Below are 19,601 nucleotides of genomic sequence, written 5' to 3' on the forward strand. Positions count from 1 at the left end.
GAAGACTTTCATCATTCATAATAAAAAATCCCCCAACAAAGGAGGACATTAAAAAAACTTGACTTGTACTTTTAGTTTATACAAACGCTGTAAATATACGGAGAGACTGTAGGTATACTCTACGGGAAACCGTAAGGATTAACTTTAATTGTTTGTACAATAGTCATCGCAGATATAGCCTCTGTTTTTAATCAAACAAATTTCGATCTGCTACAGCACAATAGATACAAAAATTGCAATACGTTTTTTGTTCCGTATTGCAATTTTAATAAGTTTTATAAAGATATCTTTACAGGTTTTTATCATCTTCCAGTAATTCCTTGGTCTGGTATTCCTGAACCAGATCAATAGCATTGGAAATAACATCACTTAAAGCCGTGATAAATGTTCCTTCTTCGGCCATTCCAATAGCATGCTTCAAGGCTTCAATTTCTTTAGGAATGATTTCATAGCTGACATCTCTGCCTGCAGCATTAATTCCATCAATAATCAACCCATTGATTTCATCTTCGGTTCTTCCGCGAAGATGTTTCTCATTTCGGATGATAATATAATCAAACATTCTTCCGGCAATCTTCCCGCACTCTCTGATATCATTATCTCTTCGGTCTCCAACACCGGATATAATACCAATCTTCTTTGTAGATTCCACATTTTTCAGATAATCTTCAATGGCTTCATATCCTGAAGGATTGTGGGCAAAGTCAATCAGTACTTTAAAATTTTTGAATTTAAAAACATTCAGTCTTCCCGGAGTAAGCTGTGCACTTGGAATAAAGGTTCTTAAAGAATTAGAAATATCCTCAATTCCGAATCCGTAAAGATAACTTGCCAAACTAGCGGCCAATACGTTTTCAATCATAAACCGGGCTTTTCCTTCCATCGTAATCGGGAAATCTTTGGCTTTTCCTATTCTGATTTTCCAGTCTCCTTTTTTGATGGTGACAAAACCTTCTTCATACACGCAGGTAATTCTTCCTTCTTTTGCAAATTTTACGATATGAGGATTGTTTTCATCCATACTGAAAATAGCTACACTGGAATCAAGATCATTCACAATCTTCATCGAATATTCATTATCTGCATTCAATACACTCCATCCGCTCTTTTTAACGCTATCCAGTACGACCCGTTTTACTTTGGTAAGATCTTTTAAGCTGTGAATATCATTCATCCCCAGATGATCTTCCTCAATATTGGTAAGAACTCCAATATCACATTGCGAAAACCCAAGTCCTGAACGTAAGATTCCTCCTCTGGCAGTCTCCAGAACCGCAAATTCTACTGTAGGATCTTTTAGAATGAATTCTGCAGAAAGCGGCCCTGTTGTATCTCCTTTTGACAACATGGTATTCTGAATATAAATTCCATCCGAAGTGGTAAATCCTACCCTGTAGCCATTACTTTTTACGATATGGGAAATAAGTCTCGTTGTTGTTGTTTTTCCATTGGTCCCCGTTACGGCAATGATCGGAATGGTAAAAGGTTTCCCCTGAGGATACAGCATATCTACCACCGGTGCAGCAACGTTTCTTGGCAACCCTTCACTTGGAGCAAGGTGCATTCTGAATCCAGGGGCTGCATTCACTTCAATAATAGCTCCACCACTTTCCTTCAAAGGCTGTGTAAGGTTCTCCGCCATCACATCAATACCGCAGACATCCAGTCCGATAATTCTGGAAACTCTTTCCGCCATGGTGATATTTTCCGGATGTATCATATCCGTAACATCAATGGAAGTTCCTCCGGTTGAAAGATTGGCTGTGGATTTCAAATAAACCACTTCTCCTCTCTGAGGAATTGTTTCCAGCGTATACTGGAGCTTTTCAAGAAGTTCTAAGGTATCTTTATCCACCTCAATCTCAGTAAGGACATTTTCATGACCATAGCCTCTTCTTGGATCTTTGTTTTCTTTCTCAATCAGTTGCTGAAGATTGAGTTCTCCATCCCCTACAACATGAGCAGGAACTCTTCTTGCAGCAGCCACCATTTTATTGTTAATCACCAGTATACGAAAATCGTAGCCCGTGATATATTTCTCAACAATGACTTTTCTTGAGTATTTCTGAGCATGTTCCATACCTACTTTAGCAGCATCCCAGTCGTTGACATTAATGGAAGAACCTTTTCCATGGTTTCCATCCAAAGGTTTTAAAACAATGGGATACCCAATTTTTTTGATCACAGCGTTTAAGCCATCTTCATCAACTACCAGATCACCTATTGGAACCGGAATGGCAGCATCGTGAAGCATTCTCTTGGTTAATTCTTTATTACAGGCAATATCTACAGCGATAGAACTTGTATTCCCCGTAATAGTAGCCTGAAATCTTTGCTGATTCACTCCATACCCCAGCTGTACCAATGAATTGGTTCCCAATCTGATCCATGGAATTCTTCTGGAAGCTGCTTCCTCCACAATACTTCCGGTAGAAGGACCAAGACGGACGCGCTCCCTGATTTCTTTTAATTTATGGATACATACATTCAAATCATAATCTTTGCTTTCAATCAGTGCTTCTGCAATCTTTACGGCTTCTTCTGCAGCAAAAATTCCGGCATTTTCTTCAATATAATTAAATACTACATTATATACTCCCGGAGTTTTTGTTTCACGGGTTCTTCCAAACCCTACATCCATTCCTGCCAGGGTCTGTATTTCCAAAGCAATATGCTCAATGACGTGTCCCATCCAGGTTCCCGTTTCCACCCTATGGAAAAAACCTCCTTCCACTCCTTCCGAGCAGCGGTGTGTGATTAATGAGGGTAGTAATTTTTCTATTCTTTCCCGGAATCCCTCAATTTTATTGGTAGGATAATTCTCCATTTCTTCTAAGTCCAACCTCATCTGTATCAGCTTCTTTCTTCTGATGCTCCAGATGTTAGGACCTCTTAGTGCCTGAATCTTTTCGATTTTCATAGTCTATTGGCATTTTAACAGTTAACAATAACTCCTTTCAAAACCAAAGATAATGTAAAACCCTAAACGAAACTATACCACATTTAAAGATTCGTTAAAAAAAAATTAATTTTAATTAACATTTCTAAAACATTAAAAATCAACTAAAGATGGCACGAATTTCGTCAAAGAATGTTAATTATTTTTTAATTTTGCACTATGATGAAACCTGTTGGAAAATTAATCGTTATCGGAGGAGCTGTAAACAAAGGAAGTTTTGCTGAAACCGACTATGATCAGAATATTGAAAAAAACCTTAATTTTTTTGAACGTGGGATCTTAAGAAAGATCATCAACGAATCAAAACTTAAAGAGAACTCTGTGATTGAAATCGTCACCACCGCTTCTCAAATTCCTCAGATCGTAGGTTCTGAATACAAAAAAGCATTTGAGTTTCTGGGGGCTAAAAATGTAAATGTTCTTGACATTCACAACCGGGAAGAAGCTAATTCTGATGCAATGGTAGCAAGAGCCAACGCTGCTGATGTTATGATGTTTACCGGTGGAGACCAGCTGAGATTGACTTCTATTCTTGGAGGAACAAGATTTCACGATACCATTTTATTAAAATATCAGGAACAGGATTTTATTTATTCCGGAACTTCTGCAGGTGCTGCAGCAGCTTCTGAAAACATGATCTACCAGGGAAGCAGTTCTGAAGCCCTTCTAAAAGGAGAAATCAAAACTACTCAAGGATTAGGGTTAATAGATAACGTTATTATTGATACTCACTTTGTACAGCGAGGCAGAATCGGGCGTCTTTTCCAGGCAGTAGTGAACAATCCGAGAACATTAGGAATCGGACTGGGAGAAGACACCGGACTTTTCATCCATAATGATGTCATGACAGCTGTAGGTTCCGGCCTTGTTATCTTAGTTGACGGAAGATTTATTAAAGATACCAACCTTACGAATATCAACCTTGGAGAACCTATTTCTATTGATAACTTAACGGTACATGTGATGTCTATGAATGACCATTATGATCTTACAACAAAGAAACTGACCATTGAAAATTCTCAATTTAATCCAATACCGCAGGATAAATAAATTGATGTAGTCAAAAAATATACTATTAATCATCATAAAAATGGAACTTCGGTTTCATTTTTTTTGTTTAAAGTTTAAGGTTCAATGTTTAATTAGAATTTATAAATTAACTTCGTAAAAGAATATCATTTATCAATCATCATCTATAATTTTATGAAAGTAATTATCCACGGAGGGTTTTTCTCTGAAAGCGATCAAAGCCACGAAATAAAAACAGCAAAACAGAATTCTTTAAAAGAAATTGCAAAAAAAGCATTTGACTATCTTAAAACCCATTCGGCTTTTGATACCGTTGCCTATGCCGTATCATTACTGGAGGATGATCCGTTATACAATGCAGGCATCGGTTCTCAAATCCAGAGTGATGGCGTTATTCGTATGAGTGCTGCCATTATGAACGGAAATACTCAGAGACTAAGTGGTGTGATTAATATTCAAAATGTACAGAACCCTATTTTTGTAGCTAAAGATCTTATCAATGAAGACGACAGGGTTTTAGGAGGAAATGGTGCTAAGATTTATGCTACGGAAAATGGTTTTGAAAATTTTTCTACAGAAATTCCTCAAAGAAGAAAAGAATACGAAGCTAAACTTGCCAATGGTGGCAAAGGAACTGTAGGTTGTGTAGCGATTGATCAGGAAGGAAAACTTGCTGTGGCAACATCTACGGGAGGGAAAGGTTTTGAAATTCCCGGAAGGATTTCAGACTCTGCCACTGTGGCCGGGAATTATGCCAATGCTGTATGTGCCGTGAGCTGTACCGGCGTTGGAGAAGATATTGTCAGCAATGCTACTGCAGCAAAAATTGTAACAAGAGTTACAGATGGGATGAATCTTCAACAGGCCTTCAGCAAGACATTTGATGAACTTAAAACTATTGATGGATTCGCAGGTGCCATTGCTATTGATAAAGAGGGAAATGTTTATCATCAGGACTCCTATCCTACTATGGTTTTCGCCAGTTTTGACGGTGAAAATTTCGAAGTCTTCTCTTAAATTTAACATTTTTTTATAGGTCAATTTATTTTTTTGGCACGTATTTTACATTATTCATAACAACAAATTTTAATATTAATACATAAAAAAATAGAAATCATGGGAAACAAAGCAAAAGGATTATTAGCTTTATTAGGTTTAGGTGCATTAGCTTATTGGAAATATAAGAATTCAAGCCCTGAAGATCAACAAGCTGTAAAAGATAAAATCAATACTGCAAAAGACAATCTTAATAAATGGGGAAATGACCTTAAAAGCAAAGCCAATGATGTTGCTTCCCAAGTTCAGAATAAAGTGGACGAAGCGAAAACAAAGGCTGAAGATTCTCTTAGCTAACCAACATAGAGCAGTTTTTTTTAACATTCATATATAGGAAAAAGTCATCGTAGTTTTAATTACGATGACTTTTTATTTTAAGTAACGATCAAGATTTTATTTTTTCTCTGCTGCCAGCGCAAATACCAACGGAATTTTATTTCCAAACTGTGGAATTCTCCATTTCCCCTTCTCAAATTCTTCTACATGTCTGAAACAAGCATATGGAGACCAGTCAAATTCTCTGAAAGTATTCAATTGTAGATCTTTTTCAATCAAATTATTGAGAACTTCAGATAAGGAATGGTTCCACATGACATATTCCTGAACAATAGGCGCAGACTGGTCCGCATACGTTCCTTCATATGTTTCTACTATAGGTTTTTCATTGAAATAGTTGTAGGCAACTTTTGTAAAGTCATCGTCAAACATCCAGACCACAGGGTGAAACTCTGCCATAATGAACTTTCCTCCCGGCTTTAGAAAATGATCGATAATACCAGCCCACTTTTCAAGGTCAGGAAGCCATCCTATCGTACCATAACTTGTGTAAACGATATCAAATTTTTGATCCAGAATATCAGGCAGATTATACACATCCGAACAGATAAACGCTGTGTCTGTTTCACATTGCTGTGCCAGATCTCTGGCTGTATCAATTGCTTTATCAGAAAGGTCTATTCCCGTAACCTTAGCTCCCATTCTTGAAAGAGAAATAGAGTCCTGACCGAAATGACATTGAAGGTGCAGAATACTTTTCCCTTTTATATCTCCAAGAAGATCCAGTTCTATTGAGTTCAGAGAAGTTCTTCCTTTTAAAAACTCATCTACAAAGTAGAAATCCGATTTCAGGTGTGATTCTACTTTTGCATTCCAAGATTTTTTATTAATTTCTAAGTAATTTTCCATGATTTTAGTTTAAAATAATATAAGTTCAGCCGGCAAATTTTCATTATCCAGCATATCGTGATTATAGCTTCTCCATCAATTTTTTCTTTTGCTCCAGAAATTCTTCTTCACTTAAAACTCCGGATTCTTTTAATCTTCCAAGCTGTTCGAGTTGGTCTAAAACACTGGGCTCCGATTTGATTTGAAAGGATTTTTCAGGTTGAGACATGAAATCCCTTACTTTTTCACAAAACAGCTCAGCATGGTACTTTCCTACTCCATCAATTTCTACAATATCATCGGTAACCTGAATATCTATGGAAGCCAGTAAAAATGCAGTTTCATATTGTATAGAGCTTATCTTGCTGTAAGAAAAATCCTCAACTTTCAATCCATACATGAATTCTTTATCTACAAAAATCAGCCTTCTGTCTGTAGCAACTAAAATGATATGATGATTGTTCAGTTTATTTCTGCCTTCTACGAGGTATACAATTCTTTCGTCTGATGAAAGGATATCCGGCAATTCATGAATTTCTTTTCGGGCAAATATAGTAGGACTGATATCCAGGCTTTTAAGTTCATCTCTTATTTCGTCAAGTCTTGATCTTTCACTCATAGCTTTAGTTTATGGATCTAAATTACTATTTATTAATTTGATTCAATAAAAAATTATTCCTCTGAAGGAATCACAACAGAAGTATGGAGGCAATACATCTTCCAGCCTAAAGTTTCATACAATAGTTTTCCTTCTTCTGTAGCCACTAAAAGGTTATTTGAAAAGCCCTTTGACAAAGCGATCTTCTCCAGTTCTTTCAATAAGAAACTAGCGAGTCCTTTCCTTTGATGATTTTTTTCAGTGATAATCCTGTCATAAACAGCAACATCATCTATAAGAGAAACACGGCCTATAGAAGCCTGCTCACCATTTTCTGCTACAACTCGGACAACAAAAGTAGTATTGTACTCAGAAAATTCTAAATGATAGCCTTCTGCAAGACTAATTTCCGGAAAATTCATTGGCTGAAAACAGGTCATCAGATATCCTTGTGGCTGTAATTTCCATCTTGCAGGTATTTTTCCTGTAAATTCATCGGGAGACGTTGATATTTTCAGATAAACCCACGGCTCATCAATAGAGTTTGCAAGTTCGAAAAAATCATCATTAAGTTCAGGAAATACAAAACGTTCTTTTTGTTTTTCATCTCCTACAAACACTCTAAATCCGGATTTATAGGGAACAGGAAAAGATACTTCTCTTGAAAGACACCATCCTTTAAGCCATTTTTCTACTATTTTTGCCAATACTTTATCTTTCATGATTGGGTGTTAAAAGTTTTATTGTAATTGTTCCAGCAATTTCTTTTTTTGCTCTGCAAATTCTGCATCGGTCAAAATCCCGTTTTCTCTCAGTTTTCCTAATTTCTCAAGTTGATTAAAAATGTCTTCTGATGAAACCGGAATATTTTTGTTTACAGAACCAATTTGTTTTGAAGACTGTTCCCGAGGACTATTATAAATAGCTTTTATCCTGTCGTAGAATTTCTCAGCATCCTCTTTATCCATGAAACATTCAAACTCTACCATTCTTTCATCAAGATGTAACTTGATAATAGGCGATCTGGAATCTGTTACAAAACTTACAGCCTTAATACTTTCATTCGGATAATCATTGATTTTTGCTGCCCCAAACATTCCTTTTGAAACAGATATCATTCTTTTGGGTGTTGCTACCAATACTCCTGCGGCCAATGTATTAACGAACTGAGCATCCGTGATCGCAATGATCTGTTCTTCTTCGGAGATCAGATAAGGAAGTTCTTTTATTTCTCCTTTGGTAAAGATGGAAAGGTTAGCATTCAACATTTCCAGTTCACTCTTTATTTTCTGATGTCTTCGTTTATAAACCTCTTTTGAGATTTGATGGGAGCCAAAATCTATAGCTGCGGGAAGATTCTGTTCTGCAATTACCACGGCCGGAACGGCTTCAGGTTTGTCTGCACTCAGCATTTTATTAATATCATCAATGCTGAATTTATTAAGATTGTACAGCAATTCATCATTGACATCACTTACTTTATTTAAACATTTATTGCATAAAACATTGCCGTCTGAAAGTATATTAGCTCCCAAAAGTGTATCCATAGATGTCAATTCTGCGTTACACAATGCACAATTATTGTTCATTTCTTTTTTACTCAAAAGTATTTAAATCTTCTCACCAATCAAAAAAAACAACCACTGAAAATATTTCCAGTGGTTGTTTTTTTTGATTGATATACTTTAGAATAAATCTGCTTTATTATTCTCCTAAGAATTCCTCTAAAGAAACAGTTTTCTGTTCCCCTGCCGCAAGGTCTTTATAGGTAACCCTATTATTTTTAATTTCTTCTTCACCCAAGAAGACAAGATTCTTTATGCCTTTCTTCTCTGCATAGGTAAACTGCTTATTAATCTTTGAATTTTCAGGATACAGTTCTGCAGAAATACCTTTTGCTCTTAGTTGTATGATCAGCTTTAAAGCTTCTGTTACTCCTTCTCCACCGAAGTTTGCAAAAAGATATTCTATTTTAGCAGAAGCCTCATCAGGAAATAGGTTCAATTCTTCCATCACCAGATAAATTCTGTCTAATCCAAATGAAATTCCTATTCCCGGAATGTTTTTCACCCCAAAAACTTCAGTCAGATTATCATATCTACCGCCACCTCCAATGGAACCCATGGCCACTTCATCTGCCTTCACTTCGAAGATAGCTCCGGTATAATAATCTAATCCTCTCGCCAGAGTAATATTGAATACCAGGTTTTGAATATCAACACCAAGATTCAGAGATTGGGTAAGAACATATTCAAGTTCTTCTACTCCTTTCAGTCCGATTTCGTTTCCTGCAAATTTCTCTTTCAGTTGAAGGAGGTTTTCCAATGCATCGTCAGACTGGCTGAATAAGAAGTCTAATTTTTCAATAGATTCCTGAGAGATTTCTCTTTCCAATAGTTCTTTAACAACTCCGTCTTTACCAATTTTATCCAGTTTATCCAATGCTACAGTAAAGTCAATCAGCTTATCTGTGATTCCTGCATATTCTGCCAATCCGGAAAGAATCTTTCTGTTGTTCATATGAATCGTTACAGGAACTTTCAGATCTGCAAATGATTTCAAATACAACTGAACCAATTCTACCTCTTGTAATAAACTTTCACTTCCTACAACATCGGCATCGCACTGATAAAATTCTCTGAATCTTCCTTTCTGAGGTCTGTCTGCCCTCCAAACCGGCTGGATTTGAGAACGTTTAAATGGAAATATCAGTTTCCCATGATTCATTGCCACGAATCTTGCAAAAGGTACAGTAAGATCATAACGAAGCGCTTTATCTGTAAGACTTTCCGCACTGAAAGGTTTTTCTAATGCTCTTTGAAAATCATGAAGCATCTGGTTCTTTTTCTCTTCTTTTGCTTCGTTGATACTTGAATTTAAAATTTTAAAAATCAAGCGGTCACCCTCTTCTCCGTATTTTCCTGTCAGTGTAGACAGATTTTCAAAACTTGGAGTTTCCAGTGGCTGAAACCCGAATAATTCGAAATTATTCTGTAAAATATTGATGATATATTTTCTTCTGGAAACTTCCTGTGCCGTAAAATCTCTCGTCCCTTTTGCTAAACTTGGCTTCATTTCTTATATGTCATTTTGATAAATGCAAAAGTACGGAATTGCATGGACTTTACACAGCATAAAAGCTGAAGAAACAATCTTCCCCAGCTTTTTGCTGTTGTATAATCAATTATTCTGAAAAATCAGACACTTTCTAGAATTTCAAGAATCTCTTCACCATAATTTTCAATCTTATGCTTTCCAAACCCTTTGATCTCCAGCAATTCTTCTTTTCTGGCAGGCTTATACTTGGCTACAGATAGCAGCTCTTTATTGCTGGCGATGAAATAAGTGGGAAGATTCTGCTCCCGGGCTTTTTCTGATCGCCAGAGTTTCAGTGCATCCAGTATCTTTTCTTCATCTGTATTCAGGAAATCATTCTCTGCAGAATATTTGACTGTCTTTGGTTCTTTTACCGTATTTTTTGCAGGCTTTGCATCTTCAAAATACAATATTACAGACCAATACCGTTCTTCACTTACAAAAGCGGTTTCCACTTTCATAATCTCGTTGACTTCCAGAAAATCATCCAGCATTTTCTGGTCTTTGTAGAGAAACTCTTCAGGAAGCCTGATTTTAAAAACTTTTACTTTCATCATTTGTGTTTTTAGAATTATTTACCGCCTAATAACAGGATCTCCTCTACACGAATTTCTGTCACATACCGCTTCACTCCGTCTTTATCATCATATGATCTGTAGGTAAGCTTTCCTTCGATGGCAATTTCTTTTCCTTTGGGAACATATTTTTCAAAAATCTCTGCTGTTTTCCCAAATGCAATAAGATTGTGCCATTGGGTTTCCTCTACCTTTTCTCCTTTGGCATTCGTGTAATGATCACTGGTAGCTAAGGATACACTGGCTTTTACATTTCCGTTATCGAAGTTTACCATTTCAACTTCTTTTCCTGTGTAACCAATTAAGGTTACTTTGTTTCTTAGTGACATAATTTTTAGATTTTAAAGATTAATAATTCAGATCAGAGACGTTCACTGTTTTCTCAAATCTCTGTTGCAAAGATTGTGATGTTACCCAATCACAGTCGGTTATAAACTATTTAAATCCGTTTGTAGTCGTTTGTAAACGGATAAAGAAATAAATAGAATTCTGTGTAAAACAATATTTATAAAGATTTAAAAGCATTAATTATCATTTTTAAAGTAAAAATTAAATGATGAAAAGCCCTATCATAAAATAAAATTCTTTTTAAAAAACATTGAAAAATAGGTGTATTACAAGGATTTTTTTTGTCTTTAATTTAATTTTTTTTTGCAAATTTGTAAAAATGTCTGATATGCAAAAAGAAAAACTTCGTACAGTAAGAAAGATGAAAGGTTTCACTCAGCAGCAAATGGCTGAAGTGATCCCTACCGATGTCTCCAACTATAGCAGAAAAGAAAGCGGTGCTGTATCTATAACACAGACAGAATGGGACAAACTTGCCCAATATTTAGAGGTTCCTGTTGAAGAAATCTACGAAGAAGAGGAAGCAAAATTCATCTTCGAGAATCCTGTATTTAATGATAGCCCAGGTTCAAACGTCGGTAATATCACCGCCAATAATGTTGGAAATATTACTAATGAATTAAGCATAGAGATTATTAAAACGATGCAGGAATATATAGGTCTGCTAAAAGAAGAAATCGAAAGACTTAAAAAATAACAGTATAAAAGTTAATTACTAAAAAAACTATCAACAGAGTTTTTTAATCTCTCTTTTTACAGTAAACAAGATAAAAAAGCGCTCAGCAAAATTGCTGAGCGCTTCCTACTTAATCATGCAACTAAAAATAAAAATTGAAATTTATATTTTTCACATTCAACAATGCTTTTTGCCTCTGTTCCGATATGAATAAGCATGGTAAACTGTAATCCTGCTTTTTCAATGATCATTTATAACCCGGTATAAGTTTTTTCATGGGATTCTGTTTCTTCAGCAAGTTTGGATATCGTCTTTGGACCAGAAGCCAGCAAATCTGCAATATTGAGTTCAGCTGCTGTTTTTACGCATCCGGTTAGCCATAAACTACCTAATATTTCAAACATTTTAAAAGTAAATTCTGGTTTAACGGGTTGTTTTTCCATGGTAAGCATTTTAATAGAGTATTTGATTGACTTTATTGGGCATACAATGATATGTACATCATGAAAACAAGAACAAACCCGATAAGTTTGTTCTTGTGTGACATGTGTCAAGTTGAAAATAAGCTTTAGTAATGAGATTAATCTTTGGCTTGGGAAATCCTTGTTATACTATCAATAGTAGCATCCAATGTGGTATCAGACTTTATTTTAATAAGATACCCGCTACCTATAGATAAAGGATCGGCAACACTTACCAGGTAAAATACCAGATTTCCGGATGTTACCCCATTGGGAGCAACTGCAGTCTGATCAATGGAAAATGTTGAAGGAGGGAGTGGATTGGAAAGATTGACCGTCACAAAGGCTACAGAACCATTATTCTTATTGGAATAACTGACAATGACTCTCCACATATGAACCTGCCCGGCAATAGGGTTTTCCAAAAAATGTCCTGTAGTAGGATTGTATATATCTCCGGGCACAGGACTGATAATATTTTCCGGCCATGTGGTTGTGGGAGGAGCAGCAAAGTCTGTGACAATATTCATCGGTGTTTGGTAAACAATATTTTGATAAGTCATTAACGGGACACCTCCGGAAGATTTAAATGCAAATGTGGGTTTCACTCCTGCTCCGCTATTCAGCTTAACAACTCCTTCATTGGCCGTTGTTAATGTCTGCGAAGAAATGACGGTACTCCAAACGGTTCCGTTATAATACCTTAGGGTCTTATTGGTGGAATCATAGATAATCATTCCTGCCGTGGGTGCAGGTACATTGGCTGGCGGGTTCGCATTTCTGGAGAGTACAACGGCTGAATTAGCTGAGGTAACATCTAGAACTCCTTGTGGAGAAGTCGTGTTAATCCCAACCTGTCCAAATACAAATGAGGAACACAGAATACTGATCAATAAATTGGATTTTTTCATGGTTTGTTTTTTTGAATCTTTATCTCAAAATTACAAAAAAAAACACAATACAGTGAAATAAAAATCGTATTTATTTACTGAAAATAAGACAGTTACATAAACAATAAAACTTTATGATTAAAAAAACAATGCAAAATGCCGACAAATACTAAATTTTTCAAAACAAAGAGAATTAAACAGAATTTCTTTTTATAATATTAATTTTTTAATCAATGAATCTTCTTCTATTGAAAAAAAACAATATTTAAACAAAACTTTCCAGAATGAGTTTATTTCCAGATAATACATGAATAATTTATTATGTTTCAGGGCTAAATAATCATTTCATTCTAAGAATAGATTTATTCCAATAAAATGATCTCCCTCTCTCGCAGCTATCCATTTACAAACGGATAATTCCGTATCTTTGTGAAAATTCATCTATGAAAAGGAACATCAATATTTTTGAGTTTCCTCTCAATTTAGGACTTACAAAGAAAGGACATGAGACAGAACCCGGAGTTCGAAAACTTCCGGATTGGCTCAGAAAATTTGATTTTCATAGCAGAATTAATCCTAGTGCCGTTTTTAGACTGGAAGCTCCGGCGTATTCTATGGACTTTGATCAAGAATCAAAAGTCAGAAATGCAGACCAGATTATTGAGTATGCTAAACAGCAGGCCGACTGTATTCTCCGCAATTATGAAAAGAATACATTTAATATTATTCTTGGAGGCGACTGCAGTATTCTCATAGGAAATGCTGTAGCTCTGAAAAAGCTGGGAAATTTCGGACTATTTTATCTTGACGGACACACCGATTTTATCCCACCCGAACTGTCTGAAACCGGAGGCGCAGCAGGAATGGATCTCGCAATCATTACCGGCACCGGACACGAAAAGCTAACCCATATTAATGGTTTAAAACCCTATCTATCTGAAGAAAATATTTTCTGTTGTGGCAATGCGGAAACAGATGATGAAGAATATGTTGCCCAAATTATCAATTCAGGTATTCATTATTTTGATCTTTATCAACTCAGAGAAAATGGTTTCAGGAAAACAGCTGAAGATTTTCTGAAAATGGTGAATGATAAAGGGTTGGATGGATTTTTCATTCATTTTGATGTTGATATCCTGAAAGATGAGATTATGCCTGCCGTAGACAGCAGAATGGAAGACGGAATCGGTTATGATGATCTCAGGGAAATATTGAATCCTTTATTGGAAGATCCATTGTGTTTTGGAATAGAGATTACCATTTTGGATCCTGATTATGATGAAAACGGAACGTATACCCGTCCATTTGTAGAAAATTTAATTCAAATTATAAAAAATAAAGAAGAATAAATGAAGAAGACTATCAAAAGAACATTCAGAGTTTCAAAATATGTGATCTACAAAGAAACGCTTGTTGATTACAAGGAGCATTTCTGGTCATTTCTGGGAGCATTTTTTGGAATTGGGATCATTGCATTTATCCAATCCCACACTTTGGCAGAAACTGAAAATATCTTCCTGATCGGTTCTTTTGGAGCATCAAGTGTTCTTATTTATGGGGCCATCCAGAGTCCTCTGGCTCAACCCAGAAATCTTATAGGCGGACATGTTCTGTCAGCATTGGTAGGCGTCACCGTTTATCAGTTTGTACCGGATATCATCTGGCTTTCCGCTCCTTTGGCGGTAGCATTTTCCATTGTACTGATGCAGTATACAAAGACTTTGCATCCACCAGGCGGAGCTACAGCCCTGATTGCGGTAAGTTCTACAGGAAAAATTCCGGAACTGGGATATTGGTACGTTCTCTCCCCTGTTCTTTCAGGATGCATCATCCTGCTTCTTGTAGCCCTGTTTTTTAATAACATTACCCCAAACAGAAGCTACCCTAACCACAGCATGTTCAAAAAACTGTTGAAAAAAAGACACACCCATCATTTAAAATAAAAATCATGAATTGCCTGGAATGTGGCGAGAAAATCATCGGAAGATCAGATAAAAAATTCTGCAACGATGCCTGCCGGAACGCCTACAACAATAAGCAGAATAAGGATTCTAACAATTTAATGCGGAATGTTAATAACAAACTCCGTAAGAATTACCGCATCCTGATGGAAATCAATACCGATGGTAAAACAAAAGTTTTAAAATCCAAACTGGATGGCTTAGGTTTTGATTTCGATTATTTTACCAATCTGAAAGTTTATAAAAACGGCTCTGAATACAAGTTTATTTATGATTACGGATATAAACTTCTGGAAGATGACTTTATACTGATTGTAAAAAATCAGGCATAACCCACACCCCACAAGTATAATATTATGAAAGAAGTTGTTCTCATCACCGGAGCCAGCGGCATGATCGCTAAAGAGCTGGCAAAAAAAATAGGTAAGGAATACGAGATTAGGTTTCTGACCCGAAAAAAAGTGCATGACTATGAGTATGAATGGGACCTCACAAAAGGAATAATGGATGAAACCGCTCTGGAAAATGTTTCTCACATCATTCATCTTGCAGGTGCCAATATTTCAGAAAAACGCTGGACTCCCGAAAGAAAAAAAGAATTGATCTCCAGCCGAATTGATTCCGCAGAATTACTCCGAACGGCTTTAAGAAAGAATAAGATAAAGCTTAAGTCTTTTATTTCAGCTTCAGGAATCAATTTTTATGGTACAGAAACTTCAGAAAAGATTTATTCAGAAAATGATCCTCCAGGTAATGACTTTCTCAGTGAAGTGGTCGTTTTATGGGAAAGAGCAGCTGATGACTTTAAAGAACAGGATCTGGCAGAAAGGGTGGTCAAAATACGAACTGCCGTTGTTCTTTCTGAAAAAGACGGCGCTTTAAAAAAAATGGTACCTCCTATTCAATATGGTATCGGATCTCCGCTGGGAAGTGGCCAGCAATATATGCCATGGGTTCATATTGAAGACATTTGTTCTATTTATGAATTTGCTTTAAAAAATCCTGAAATGGACGGAGCGTATAATGCTGTATCTCCACAACATGCCACCAATAAAGAACTGACAAAAAAAATTGCCCAGGTACTTGAAAAACCTTTGTTCATGCCTAATGTTCCGGGATTTGTTCTGAAATTGTTGTTCGGAGAGCTTGCTACTGCTATTCTGGAAGGTTCCAGAGCTTCTTCAAAGAAACTTCAGGACACTGGGTTCCACTTCAAATTTCCGGATCTGGAGAATGCTTTAAAGGATTTATTAAAGAAGCAGCCGTAGAAAAGATAGAATCTTTTAATTAAAAAATATTTATAACACCCATTGATTATAACACAGAAAATATTCTAATGAAAAACCCCAATATTACCCTATTAAACACAGAAATTCTTTCAGATAACTGGTATATTTTAAACAAAGTCACTTATTCAGTATCGAAAAAGGACGGAACCACAGAAACTCAGAGCAGAGAAGCCTACGACCGGGGAAACGGAACCGTTATCCTTCTTTATAATACAGCCTTAAACACGGTTATTCTCACCAGACAATTCAGATTACCCACATACATCAATGGAAATTCTACAGGCATGCTTATTGAAGCCTGCGCCGGACTGCTGGATAATGATAATCCGGAAGATTGTATAAAACGGGAAACTGAAGAAGAAACCGGATATAAAATCTCCAAAGTTGAAAAAATATTTGAGGCCTATATGTCGCCCGGATCTGTAACGGAAATTCTTTATTTCTTCATTGCAGAATATTCTCATGAAATGAAAATCAATGACGGAGGCGGATTGGAAGAAGAAGGTGAAAATATAGAAGTTCTGGAATTATCGTTTGAAGAAAGCCTGAAAATGATTGATACAGGAGAAATCAAAGATGCAAAAACAATCATGCTTTTACAACACTTGCGAATCAAAGGAATCATGTAGAAATCAATGATGATTGATAAATGATGAGTAAAATATTATTCATAACTTCTAATTTATAATTAAATAAAATGCTTCAAGATCATATTACAGTTCAGAACCGTTATAAAGACTTTATCAGGAAAATCAGCGAAACGGAAGTAGTGTATGCGTTAAAAGATGATAAAGGATATGCAACCTCCTACTCCAACGAAGCAGAATACGAAGATGGCGAAGAAGTACAGATTATCTGTTTCTGGTCTGATGCTGCAAGAGCAAAATCATGCATAGAAAACGAATGGAATCAGTACGAACCTTCTCCTGTTCCTCTTAATGAATTTGTAGAAAACTGGTGCCTGGGTATGAATAGTGACGGATTATTAGTGGGAACTAATTTTGACAGCAATCTGTTGGGTTATGAAGCTGAACCTTTGGAAATTATCCTTGACATTATTGAAGAACTTAAAGCTTCAGAAAAATCATTGGAACTGAGAAAGTTTAAAGACATGGAAGATCTGGAAAAACAGATCAGAGAAGTATAGGAAGAGTAATCGTTGATATAAAATGAAGGTTTTGGGAAAAAAGATCATTAAAATAACCGCTTTATTTTTAGTTCTTCTTTTCAGTATTTTAATGCTGAAAACTATTTCCCAGTACACTTCTCTTGAAAAAAATATCGGGTTTCTTGCCTTTAAGCAACAGGTTGTAAATAATCCGTACTGGATGGCTTTTTTCTATATTCATATCTTTTCCATAACGCTTTGTCTTCTGGCCGGTCTTACGCAGTTTTCAAGTCGGTTTTTGGATGAAAACAGAGATCTTCATAAGATTATTGGGAAAATATATGTTTACAATATTCTGATCATTAATGTTCCGGCATGTTTTGTACTTGGACTTTTTTCCAATGGAGGAATAATCGGAATTACAGGATTTCTGATACAGGATGTGCTCTGGGCATATTTCACCATTGCTGCCGTACTTTTTATCAAAAAGGGGAATATCAGTAAGCATAGAACGTATATGGTTTTAAGCTATGCCGTAACCACCACAGCTATTACTTTCAGAATCGTTAAGAATCTGTTTTATAATGAAACCCGCCATGATTACGAGCTTTTTTATGGATTGAATGTCTGGGCAGCCCTTTTTATCAACCTTTTGATGGCTTACTTAATTCTCAGAAAAGATTTACTGCTACCTGGAAAAATCAACAGTGGAAAAGAAAATATACAGGCTAAGAAAAGAAATCAGAAAAAATGAGGCGATAAATATTAAGGTATTAAAAAGTACTGCATATTTATTATTCCTCGTCCATTTACCAAAAAAGCGCATAATCAGATAAGAAATACCTCCAAAAAGAGCAATAATAAAAAGAAGGAAAAAATAATATATCATGGTTTCGTGTTAATTCATGTAAATCTATCATTTTAAATCTAAAAAAACAATCCATAACAGGATCACAGCTTTATAAACAGCCTTAATTCTGATGAAAATTGTTGTTAATCATTAATTTATGAAAATAAAGAACCTTGACCACCTTGTCTTAACAGTGGCAGATATTGATAAAACTATAGAATTTTATACGCATATTATGGGATTTGAAGTGGTTGTTTTTAGGAAAGACAGAAAAGCACTCCTCTTTGGAAATCAAAAAATTAATCTGCATCAGAAAGGTCATGAATTTGAGCCTAAAGCAGAGCTGCCAACCTGTGGTTCTGCTGATCTTTGCTTTATTGCAGAGACCGATATTCATGAGGTGATGGAAGAGCTAAAGCAGAAAAATGTAAACATCATTGAAGGGATTGTAGAGAGAACCGGAGCTGCAGGTAAAATCAAATCGGTTTATTTCCGTGATCCGGATCAGAATCTTATTGAAGTAAGCAATTATTATTAATAAAAACACCTCTATATCAGCTTTTTACTATTCAATTTTCAGGATTTAACGGACTGGGATTTTTAAAATACAAAGACAGCAGTATAAAATCCATATAAAATTTGCAAAAACCATTGAGAAAATCTATTTAATCCTTTATATTTTGAATTTAAAGCCTTAATTTTGCATAGAAATTCAGAAAATTCGGATTCTTTCAACAATTTATGTGCATGAAAAAAATGATGATTGGGCTTGCTTTGGCCTTATCCATTACAATCTGGGGACAAAAAACTCCTGCAAAAGCAAATAACCTGACTCCTTACAGCTATCAGACTTTTAATTGTGACAATAAGGGGTATTTTGATTCGGCTAAATATAAAAAAGAAGAAATAGACGGAATTAATAAACTTTTGTATCAGTTCAATGGCGTTGTATTTGACACCCAGCCTGTTTTTAAAATTGCCCAGCTTGAAGAAATCCGTAAAAACAGAGAAACTTATCTACAGGAGCTTGAAAAGCAGTATGAAGAAAAGAAAAAGGAATTATACAGCCTTAAAGTAATTGATCTTCCCAAATGGAAAAAATTAATGGAAGAAACCATTGATTCTTTTGAGAATGAATACCAGCTCAATAAAGAAGAAATCCTTGCTTATTCTGATCCTTCTACGCTAAGAAACAGTAAATATTATACTACCTGCAGAGAACAGATTGATGCAATATCTTCTCCCGACAGAGAAAAGATGTTTGCTGCATGGAGAAATTATACGGAGCTTAAAAGCAGAAATAATGCAGATCCAAAAGGAGTAATGGCAAGATTTGATGCCAAAATGAATGATCCCCAAAAAGAAGATTATGCATTAATTGATATGATTGGTCTTGGTTTTCACAACTGTGCCAACAGCAGTTTCAGACAGAAACGTAATGATGAAGATACCTCTTACAAAGATTTTGATAAGATCTTTACAAAACTGAAGAGAACTTGTGATGAACCCTAGGATGATTAAAAAATTGAAAGATTTAATTA

At 35.7% G+C, this 19,601-nt stretch carries 23 protein-coding genes; 13 read left to right on the forward strand and 10 right to left on the reverse strand.

The window, feature by feature from the left end; all coding sequences use genetic code 11:
- Window positions 1-289: 289 nt before the first annotated feature.
- Window positions 290-2,920 carry a cyanophycin synthetase gene (gene cphA, locus ODR02_RS19540; protein WP_309513211.1) on the reverse strand — a complete coding sequence of 877 codons (2,631 nt, stop codon included), beginning with the start codon at window positions 2,918-2,920 and terminating at the stop codon, window positions 290-292.
- A gap of 201 nt (window positions 2,921-3,121) precedes the next feature.
- Here cphA and ODR02_RS19545 point away from each other — a divergent pair, with 201 nt between their 5' ends.
- The 3 genes from ODR02_RS19545 to ODR02_RS19555 all read left to right on the forward strand — a co-directional run bounded on the left by ODR02_RS19545 (window position 3,122) and on the right by ODR02_RS19555 (window position 5,341).
- Complete coding sequence (locus ODR02_RS19545) at window positions 3,122-4,009, forward strand: cyanophycinase (protein ID WP_209789057.1); 888 nt, start codon at window positions 3,122-3,124, stop codon at window positions 4,007-4,009.
- 153 nt (window positions 4,010-4,162) lie between these two features.
- Entirely contained in the window at window positions 4,163-5,005 is an 843-nt protein-coding gene (locus ODR02_RS19550) for an isoaspartyl peptidase/L-asparaginase (RefSeq protein ID WP_209784226.1), read from the forward strand.
- Between the two features lie 99 nt (window positions 5,006-5,104).
- Window positions 5,105-5,341 (forward strand): YtxH domain-containing protein, encoded by a 237-nt coding sequence (locus ODR02_RS19555; RefSeq protein WP_105682092.1) that lies wholly within the window; start codon window positions 5,105-5,107, stop codon window positions 5,339-5,341.
- Between the two features lie 96 nt (window positions 5,342-5,437).
- Here ODR02_RS19555 and ODR02_RS19560 read toward each other — a convergent pair whose 3' ends face one another.
- From ODR02_RS19560 to ODR02_RS19590, 7 genes are all read right to left on the reverse strand, one after another.
- Window positions 5,438-6,229: a class I SAM-dependent methyltransferase gene (locus ODR02_RS19560; RefSeq protein WP_309513212.1), complete on the reverse strand. Its 792-nt coding sequence runs from the start codon at window positions 6,227-6,229 to the stop codon at window positions 5,438-5,440.
- Between the two features lie 61 nt (window positions 6,230-6,290).
- A complete protein-coding gene (locus ODR02_RS19565) occupies window positions 6,291-6,827 on the reverse strand; it encodes a PH domain-containing protein (protein ID WP_209789055.1) in 537 nt (178 codons plus the stop codon).
- A gap of 53 nt (window positions 6,828-6,880) precedes the next feature.
- Window positions 6,881-7,528 (reverse strand): GNAT family N-acetyltransferase, encoded by a 648-nt coding sequence (locus ODR02_RS19570; protein WP_309513213.1) that lies wholly within the window; start codon window positions 7,526-7,528, stop codon window positions 6,881-6,883.
- Window positions 7,529-7,546: 18 nt separating this feature from the next.
- Window positions 7,547-8,353 carry a PH domain-containing protein gene (locus ODR02_RS19575; protein ID WP_309513214.1) on the reverse strand — a complete coding sequence of 269 codons (807 nt, stop codon included), beginning with the start codon at window positions 8,351-8,353 and terminating at the stop codon, window positions 7,547-7,549.
- Window positions 8,354-8,510: 157 nt separating this feature from the next.
- Window positions 8,511-9,881: a histidine--tRNA ligase gene (gene hisS, locus ODR02_RS19580; RefSeq protein ID WP_309513215.1), complete on the reverse strand. Its 1,371-nt coding sequence runs from the start codon at window positions 9,879-9,881 to the stop codon at window positions 8,511-8,513.
- 122 nt (window positions 9,882-10,003) lie between these two features.
- On the reverse strand, window positions 10,004-10,459 hold the full coding sequence (locus tag ODR02_RS19585) for an HRDC domain-containing protein (protein ID WP_245169686.1): 456 nt from the start codon (window positions 10,457-10,459) through the stop codon (window positions 10,004-10,006).
- A 14-nt stretch (window positions 10,460-10,473) separates the two neighbouring features.
- Complete coding sequence (locus ODR02_RS19590) at window positions 10,474-10,806, reverse strand: single-stranded DNA-binding protein (RefSeq protein WP_309513216.1); 333 nt, start codon at window positions 10,804-10,806, stop codon at window positions 10,474-10,476.
- Between the two features lie 347 nt (window positions 10,807-11,153).
- Here ODR02_RS19590 and ODR02_RS19595 point away from each other — a divergent pair, with 347 nt between their 5' ends.
- The gene (locus ODR02_RS19595; protein ID WP_209784221.1) at window positions 11,154-11,522 is read left to right on the forward strand and encodes a helix-turn-helix domain-containing protein; all 369 of its coding nucleotides are present in this window, start codon (window positions 11,154-11,156) and stop codon (window positions 11,520-11,522) included.
- A gap of 230 nt (window positions 11,523-11,752) precedes the next feature.
- Here the strand turns inward: ODR02_RS19595 and ODR02_RS19600 are convergent, their stop codons facing one another.
- Together ODR02_RS19600 and ODR02_RS19605 are read right to left on the reverse strand one after the other, a co-directional pair.
- Window positions 11,753-11,944: a methyltransferase family protein gene (locus tag ODR02_RS19600; RefSeq protein WP_309513217.1), complete on the reverse strand. Its 192-nt coding sequence runs from the start codon at window positions 11,942-11,944 to the stop codon at window positions 11,753-11,755.
- Window positions 11,945-12,081: 137 nt separating this feature from the next.
- Window positions 12,082-12,873, reverse strand: a complete 792-nt coding sequence (locus ODR02_RS19605; protein WP_309513218.1) for a hypothetical protein — start codon at window positions 12,871-12,873, stop codon at window positions 12,082-12,084.
- A 422-nt stretch (window positions 12,874-13,295) separates the two neighbouring features.
- Here ODR02_RS19605 and ODR02_RS19610 point away from each other — a divergent pair, with 422 nt between their 5' ends.
- The 9 genes from ODR02_RS19610 to ODR02_RS19650 all read left to right on the forward strand — a co-directional run bounded on the left by ODR02_RS19610 (window position 13,296) and on the right by ODR02_RS19650 (window position 19,572).
- Window positions 13,296-14,201, forward strand: a complete 906-nt coding sequence (locus tag ODR02_RS19610) for an arginase family protein (protein ID WP_309513219.1) — start codon at window positions 13,296-13,298, stop codon at window positions 14,199-14,201.
- On the forward strand, window positions 14,202-14,795 hold the full coding sequence (locus ODR02_RS19615; RefSeq protein ID WP_309513220.1) for an HPP family protein: 594 nt from the start codon (window positions 14,202-14,204) through the stop codon (window positions 14,793-14,795). It begins immediately after the preceding gene.
- Between the two features lie 5 nt (window positions 14,796-14,800).
- Window positions 14,801-15,145: a DUF2116 family Zn-ribbon domain-containing protein gene (locus tag ODR02_RS19620; RefSeq protein ID WP_209784217.1), complete on the forward strand. Its 345-nt coding sequence runs from the start codon at window positions 14,801-14,803 to the stop codon at window positions 15,143-15,145.
- A 24-nt stretch (window positions 15,146-15,169) separates the two neighbouring features.
- The gene (locus tag ODR02_RS19625; RefSeq protein ID WP_309513221.1) at window positions 15,170-16,081 is read left to right on the forward strand and encodes a TIGR01777 family oxidoreductase; all 912 of its coding nucleotides are present in this window, start codon (window positions 15,170-15,172) and stop codon (window positions 16,079-16,081) included.
- A 68-nt stretch (window positions 16,082-16,149) separates the two neighbouring features.
- On the forward strand, window positions 16,150-16,731 hold the full coding sequence (gene nudK / locus ODR02_RS19630) for a GDP-mannose pyrophosphatase NudK (RefSeq protein ID WP_309513222.1): 582 nt from the start codon (window positions 16,150-16,152) through the stop codon (window positions 16,729-16,731).
- Window positions 16,732-16,799: 68 nt separating this feature from the next.
- Window positions 16,800-17,249, forward strand: coding sequence for a DUF2750 domain-containing protein (locus ODR02_RS19635; protein WP_309513223.1), 450 nt, complete (start codon window positions 16,800-16,802; stop codon window positions 17,247-17,249).
- A 31-nt stretch (window positions 17,250-17,280) separates the two neighbouring features.
- Window positions 17,281-17,964 carry a DUF2306 domain-containing protein gene (locus ODR02_RS19640; protein WP_309513224.1) on the forward strand — a complete coding sequence of 228 codons (684 nt, stop codon included), beginning with the start codon at window positions 17,281-17,283 and terminating at the stop codon, window positions 17,962-17,964.
- A 253-nt stretch (window positions 17,965-18,217) separates the two neighbouring features.
- On the forward strand, window positions 18,218-18,598 hold the full coding sequence (locus tag ODR02_RS19645; RefSeq protein ID WP_309513225.1) for a VOC family protein: 381 nt from the start codon (window positions 18,218-18,220) through the stop codon (window positions 18,596-18,598).
- A gap of 209 nt (window positions 18,599-18,807) precedes the next feature.
- Window positions 18,808-19,572 carry a hypothetical protein gene (locus ODR02_RS19650; RefSeq protein ID WP_209784211.1) on the forward strand — a complete coding sequence of 255 codons (765 nt, stop codon included), beginning with the start codon at window positions 18,808-18,810 and terminating at the stop codon, window positions 19,570-19,572.
- The last annotated feature ends 29 nt before the right edge of the window (window positions 19,573-19,601 follow it).

This window comes from Chryseobacterium sp. CFS2 (assembly GCF_036543225.1).
Classification (GTDB): domain Bacteria; phylum Bacteroidota; class Bacteroidia; order Flavobacteriales; family Weeksellaceae; genus Chryseobacterium; species Chryseobacterium culicis_A.

Excerpts from the sequence above, each read along its gene's own strand:
- cphA (WP_309513211.1), bottom strand. The coding sequence starts at position 2,920 with ATGAAAATCGAAAAGATTCAGGCACTAAGAGGTCCTAACATCTGGAGC.
- ODR02_RS19545 (WP_209789057.1), top strand. The coding sequence starts at position 3,122 with ATGAAACCTGTTGGAAAATTAATCGTTATCGGAGGAGCTGTAAACAAA.
- ODR02_RS19550 (WP_209784226.1), top strand. The coding sequence starts at position 4,163 with ATGAAAGTAATTATCCACGGAGGGTTTTTCTCTGAAAGCGATCAAAGC.
- ODR02_RS19555 (WP_105682092.1), top strand. The coding sequence starts at position 5,105 with ATGGGAAACAAAGCAAAAGGATTATTAGCTTTATTAGGTTTAGGTGCA.
- ODR02_RS19560 (WP_309513212.1), bottom strand. The coding sequence starts at position 6,229 with ATGGAAAATTACTTAGAAATTAATAAAAAATCTTGGAATGCAAAAGTA.
- ODR02_RS19565 (WP_209789055.1), bottom strand. The coding sequence starts at position 6,827 with ATGAGTGAAAGATCAAGACTTGACGAAATAAGAGATGAACTTAAAAGC.
- ODR02_RS19570 (WP_309513213.1), bottom strand. The coding sequence starts at position 7,528 with ATGAAAGATAAAGTATTGGCAAAAATAGTAGAAAAATGGCTTAAAGGA.
- ODR02_RS19575 (WP_309513214.1), bottom strand. The coding sequence starts at position 8,353 with ATGGATACACTTTTGGGAGCTAATATACTTTCAGACGGCAATGTTTTA.
- hisS (WP_309513215.1), bottom strand. The coding sequence starts at position 9,881 with ATGAAGCCAAGTTTAGCAAAAGGGACGAGAGATTTTACGGCACAGGAA.
- ODR02_RS19585 (WP_245169686.1), bottom strand. The coding sequence starts at position 10,459 with ATGATGAAAGTAAAAGTTTTTAAAATCAGGCTTCCTGAAGAGTTTCTC.
- ODR02_RS19590 (WP_309513216.1), bottom strand. The coding sequence starts at position 10,806 with ATGTCACTAAGAAACAAAGTAACCTTAATTGGTTACACAGGAAAAGAA.
- ODR02_RS19595 (WP_209784221.1), top strand. The coding sequence starts at position 11,154 with ATGCAAAAAGAAAAACTTCGTACAGTAAGAAAGATGAAAGGTTTCACT.
- ODR02_RS19600 (WP_309513217.1), bottom strand. The coding sequence starts at position 11,944 with ATGGAAAAACAACCCGTTAAACCAGAATTTACTTTTAAAATGTTTGAA.
- ODR02_RS19605 (WP_309513218.1), bottom strand. The coding sequence starts at position 12,873 with ATGAAAAAATCCAATTTATTGATCAGTATTCTGTGTTCCTCATTTGTA.
- ODR02_RS19610 (WP_309513219.1), top strand. The coding sequence starts at position 13,296 with ATGAAAAGGAACATCAATATTTTTGAGTTTCCTCTCAATTTAGGACTT.
- ODR02_RS19615 (WP_309513220.1), top strand. The coding sequence starts at position 14,202 with ATGAAGAAGACTATCAAAAGAACATTCAGAGTTTCAAAATATGTGATC.
- ODR02_RS19620 (WP_209784217.1), top strand. The coding sequence starts at position 14,801 with ATGAATTGCCTGGAATGTGGCGAGAAAATCATCGGAAGATCAGATAAA.
- ODR02_RS19625 (WP_309513221.1), top strand. The coding sequence starts at position 15,170 with ATGAAAGAAGTTGTTCTCATCACCGGAGCCAGCGGCATGATCGCTAAA.
- nudK (WP_309513222.1), top strand. The coding sequence starts at position 16,150 with ATGAAAAACCCCAATATTACCCTATTAAACACAGAAATTCTTTCAGAT.
- ODR02_RS19635 (WP_309513223.1), top strand. The coding sequence starts at position 16,800 with ATGCTTCAAGATCATATTACAGTTCAGAACCGTTATAAAGACTTTATC.
- ODR02_RS19645 (WP_309513225.1), top strand. The coding sequence starts at position 18,218 with ATGAAAATAAAGAACCTTGACCACCTTGTCTTAACAGTGGCAGATATT.
- ODR02_RS19650 (WP_209784211.1), top strand. The coding sequence starts at position 18,808 with ATGAAAAAAATGATGATTGGGCTTGCTTTGGCCTTATCCATTACAATC.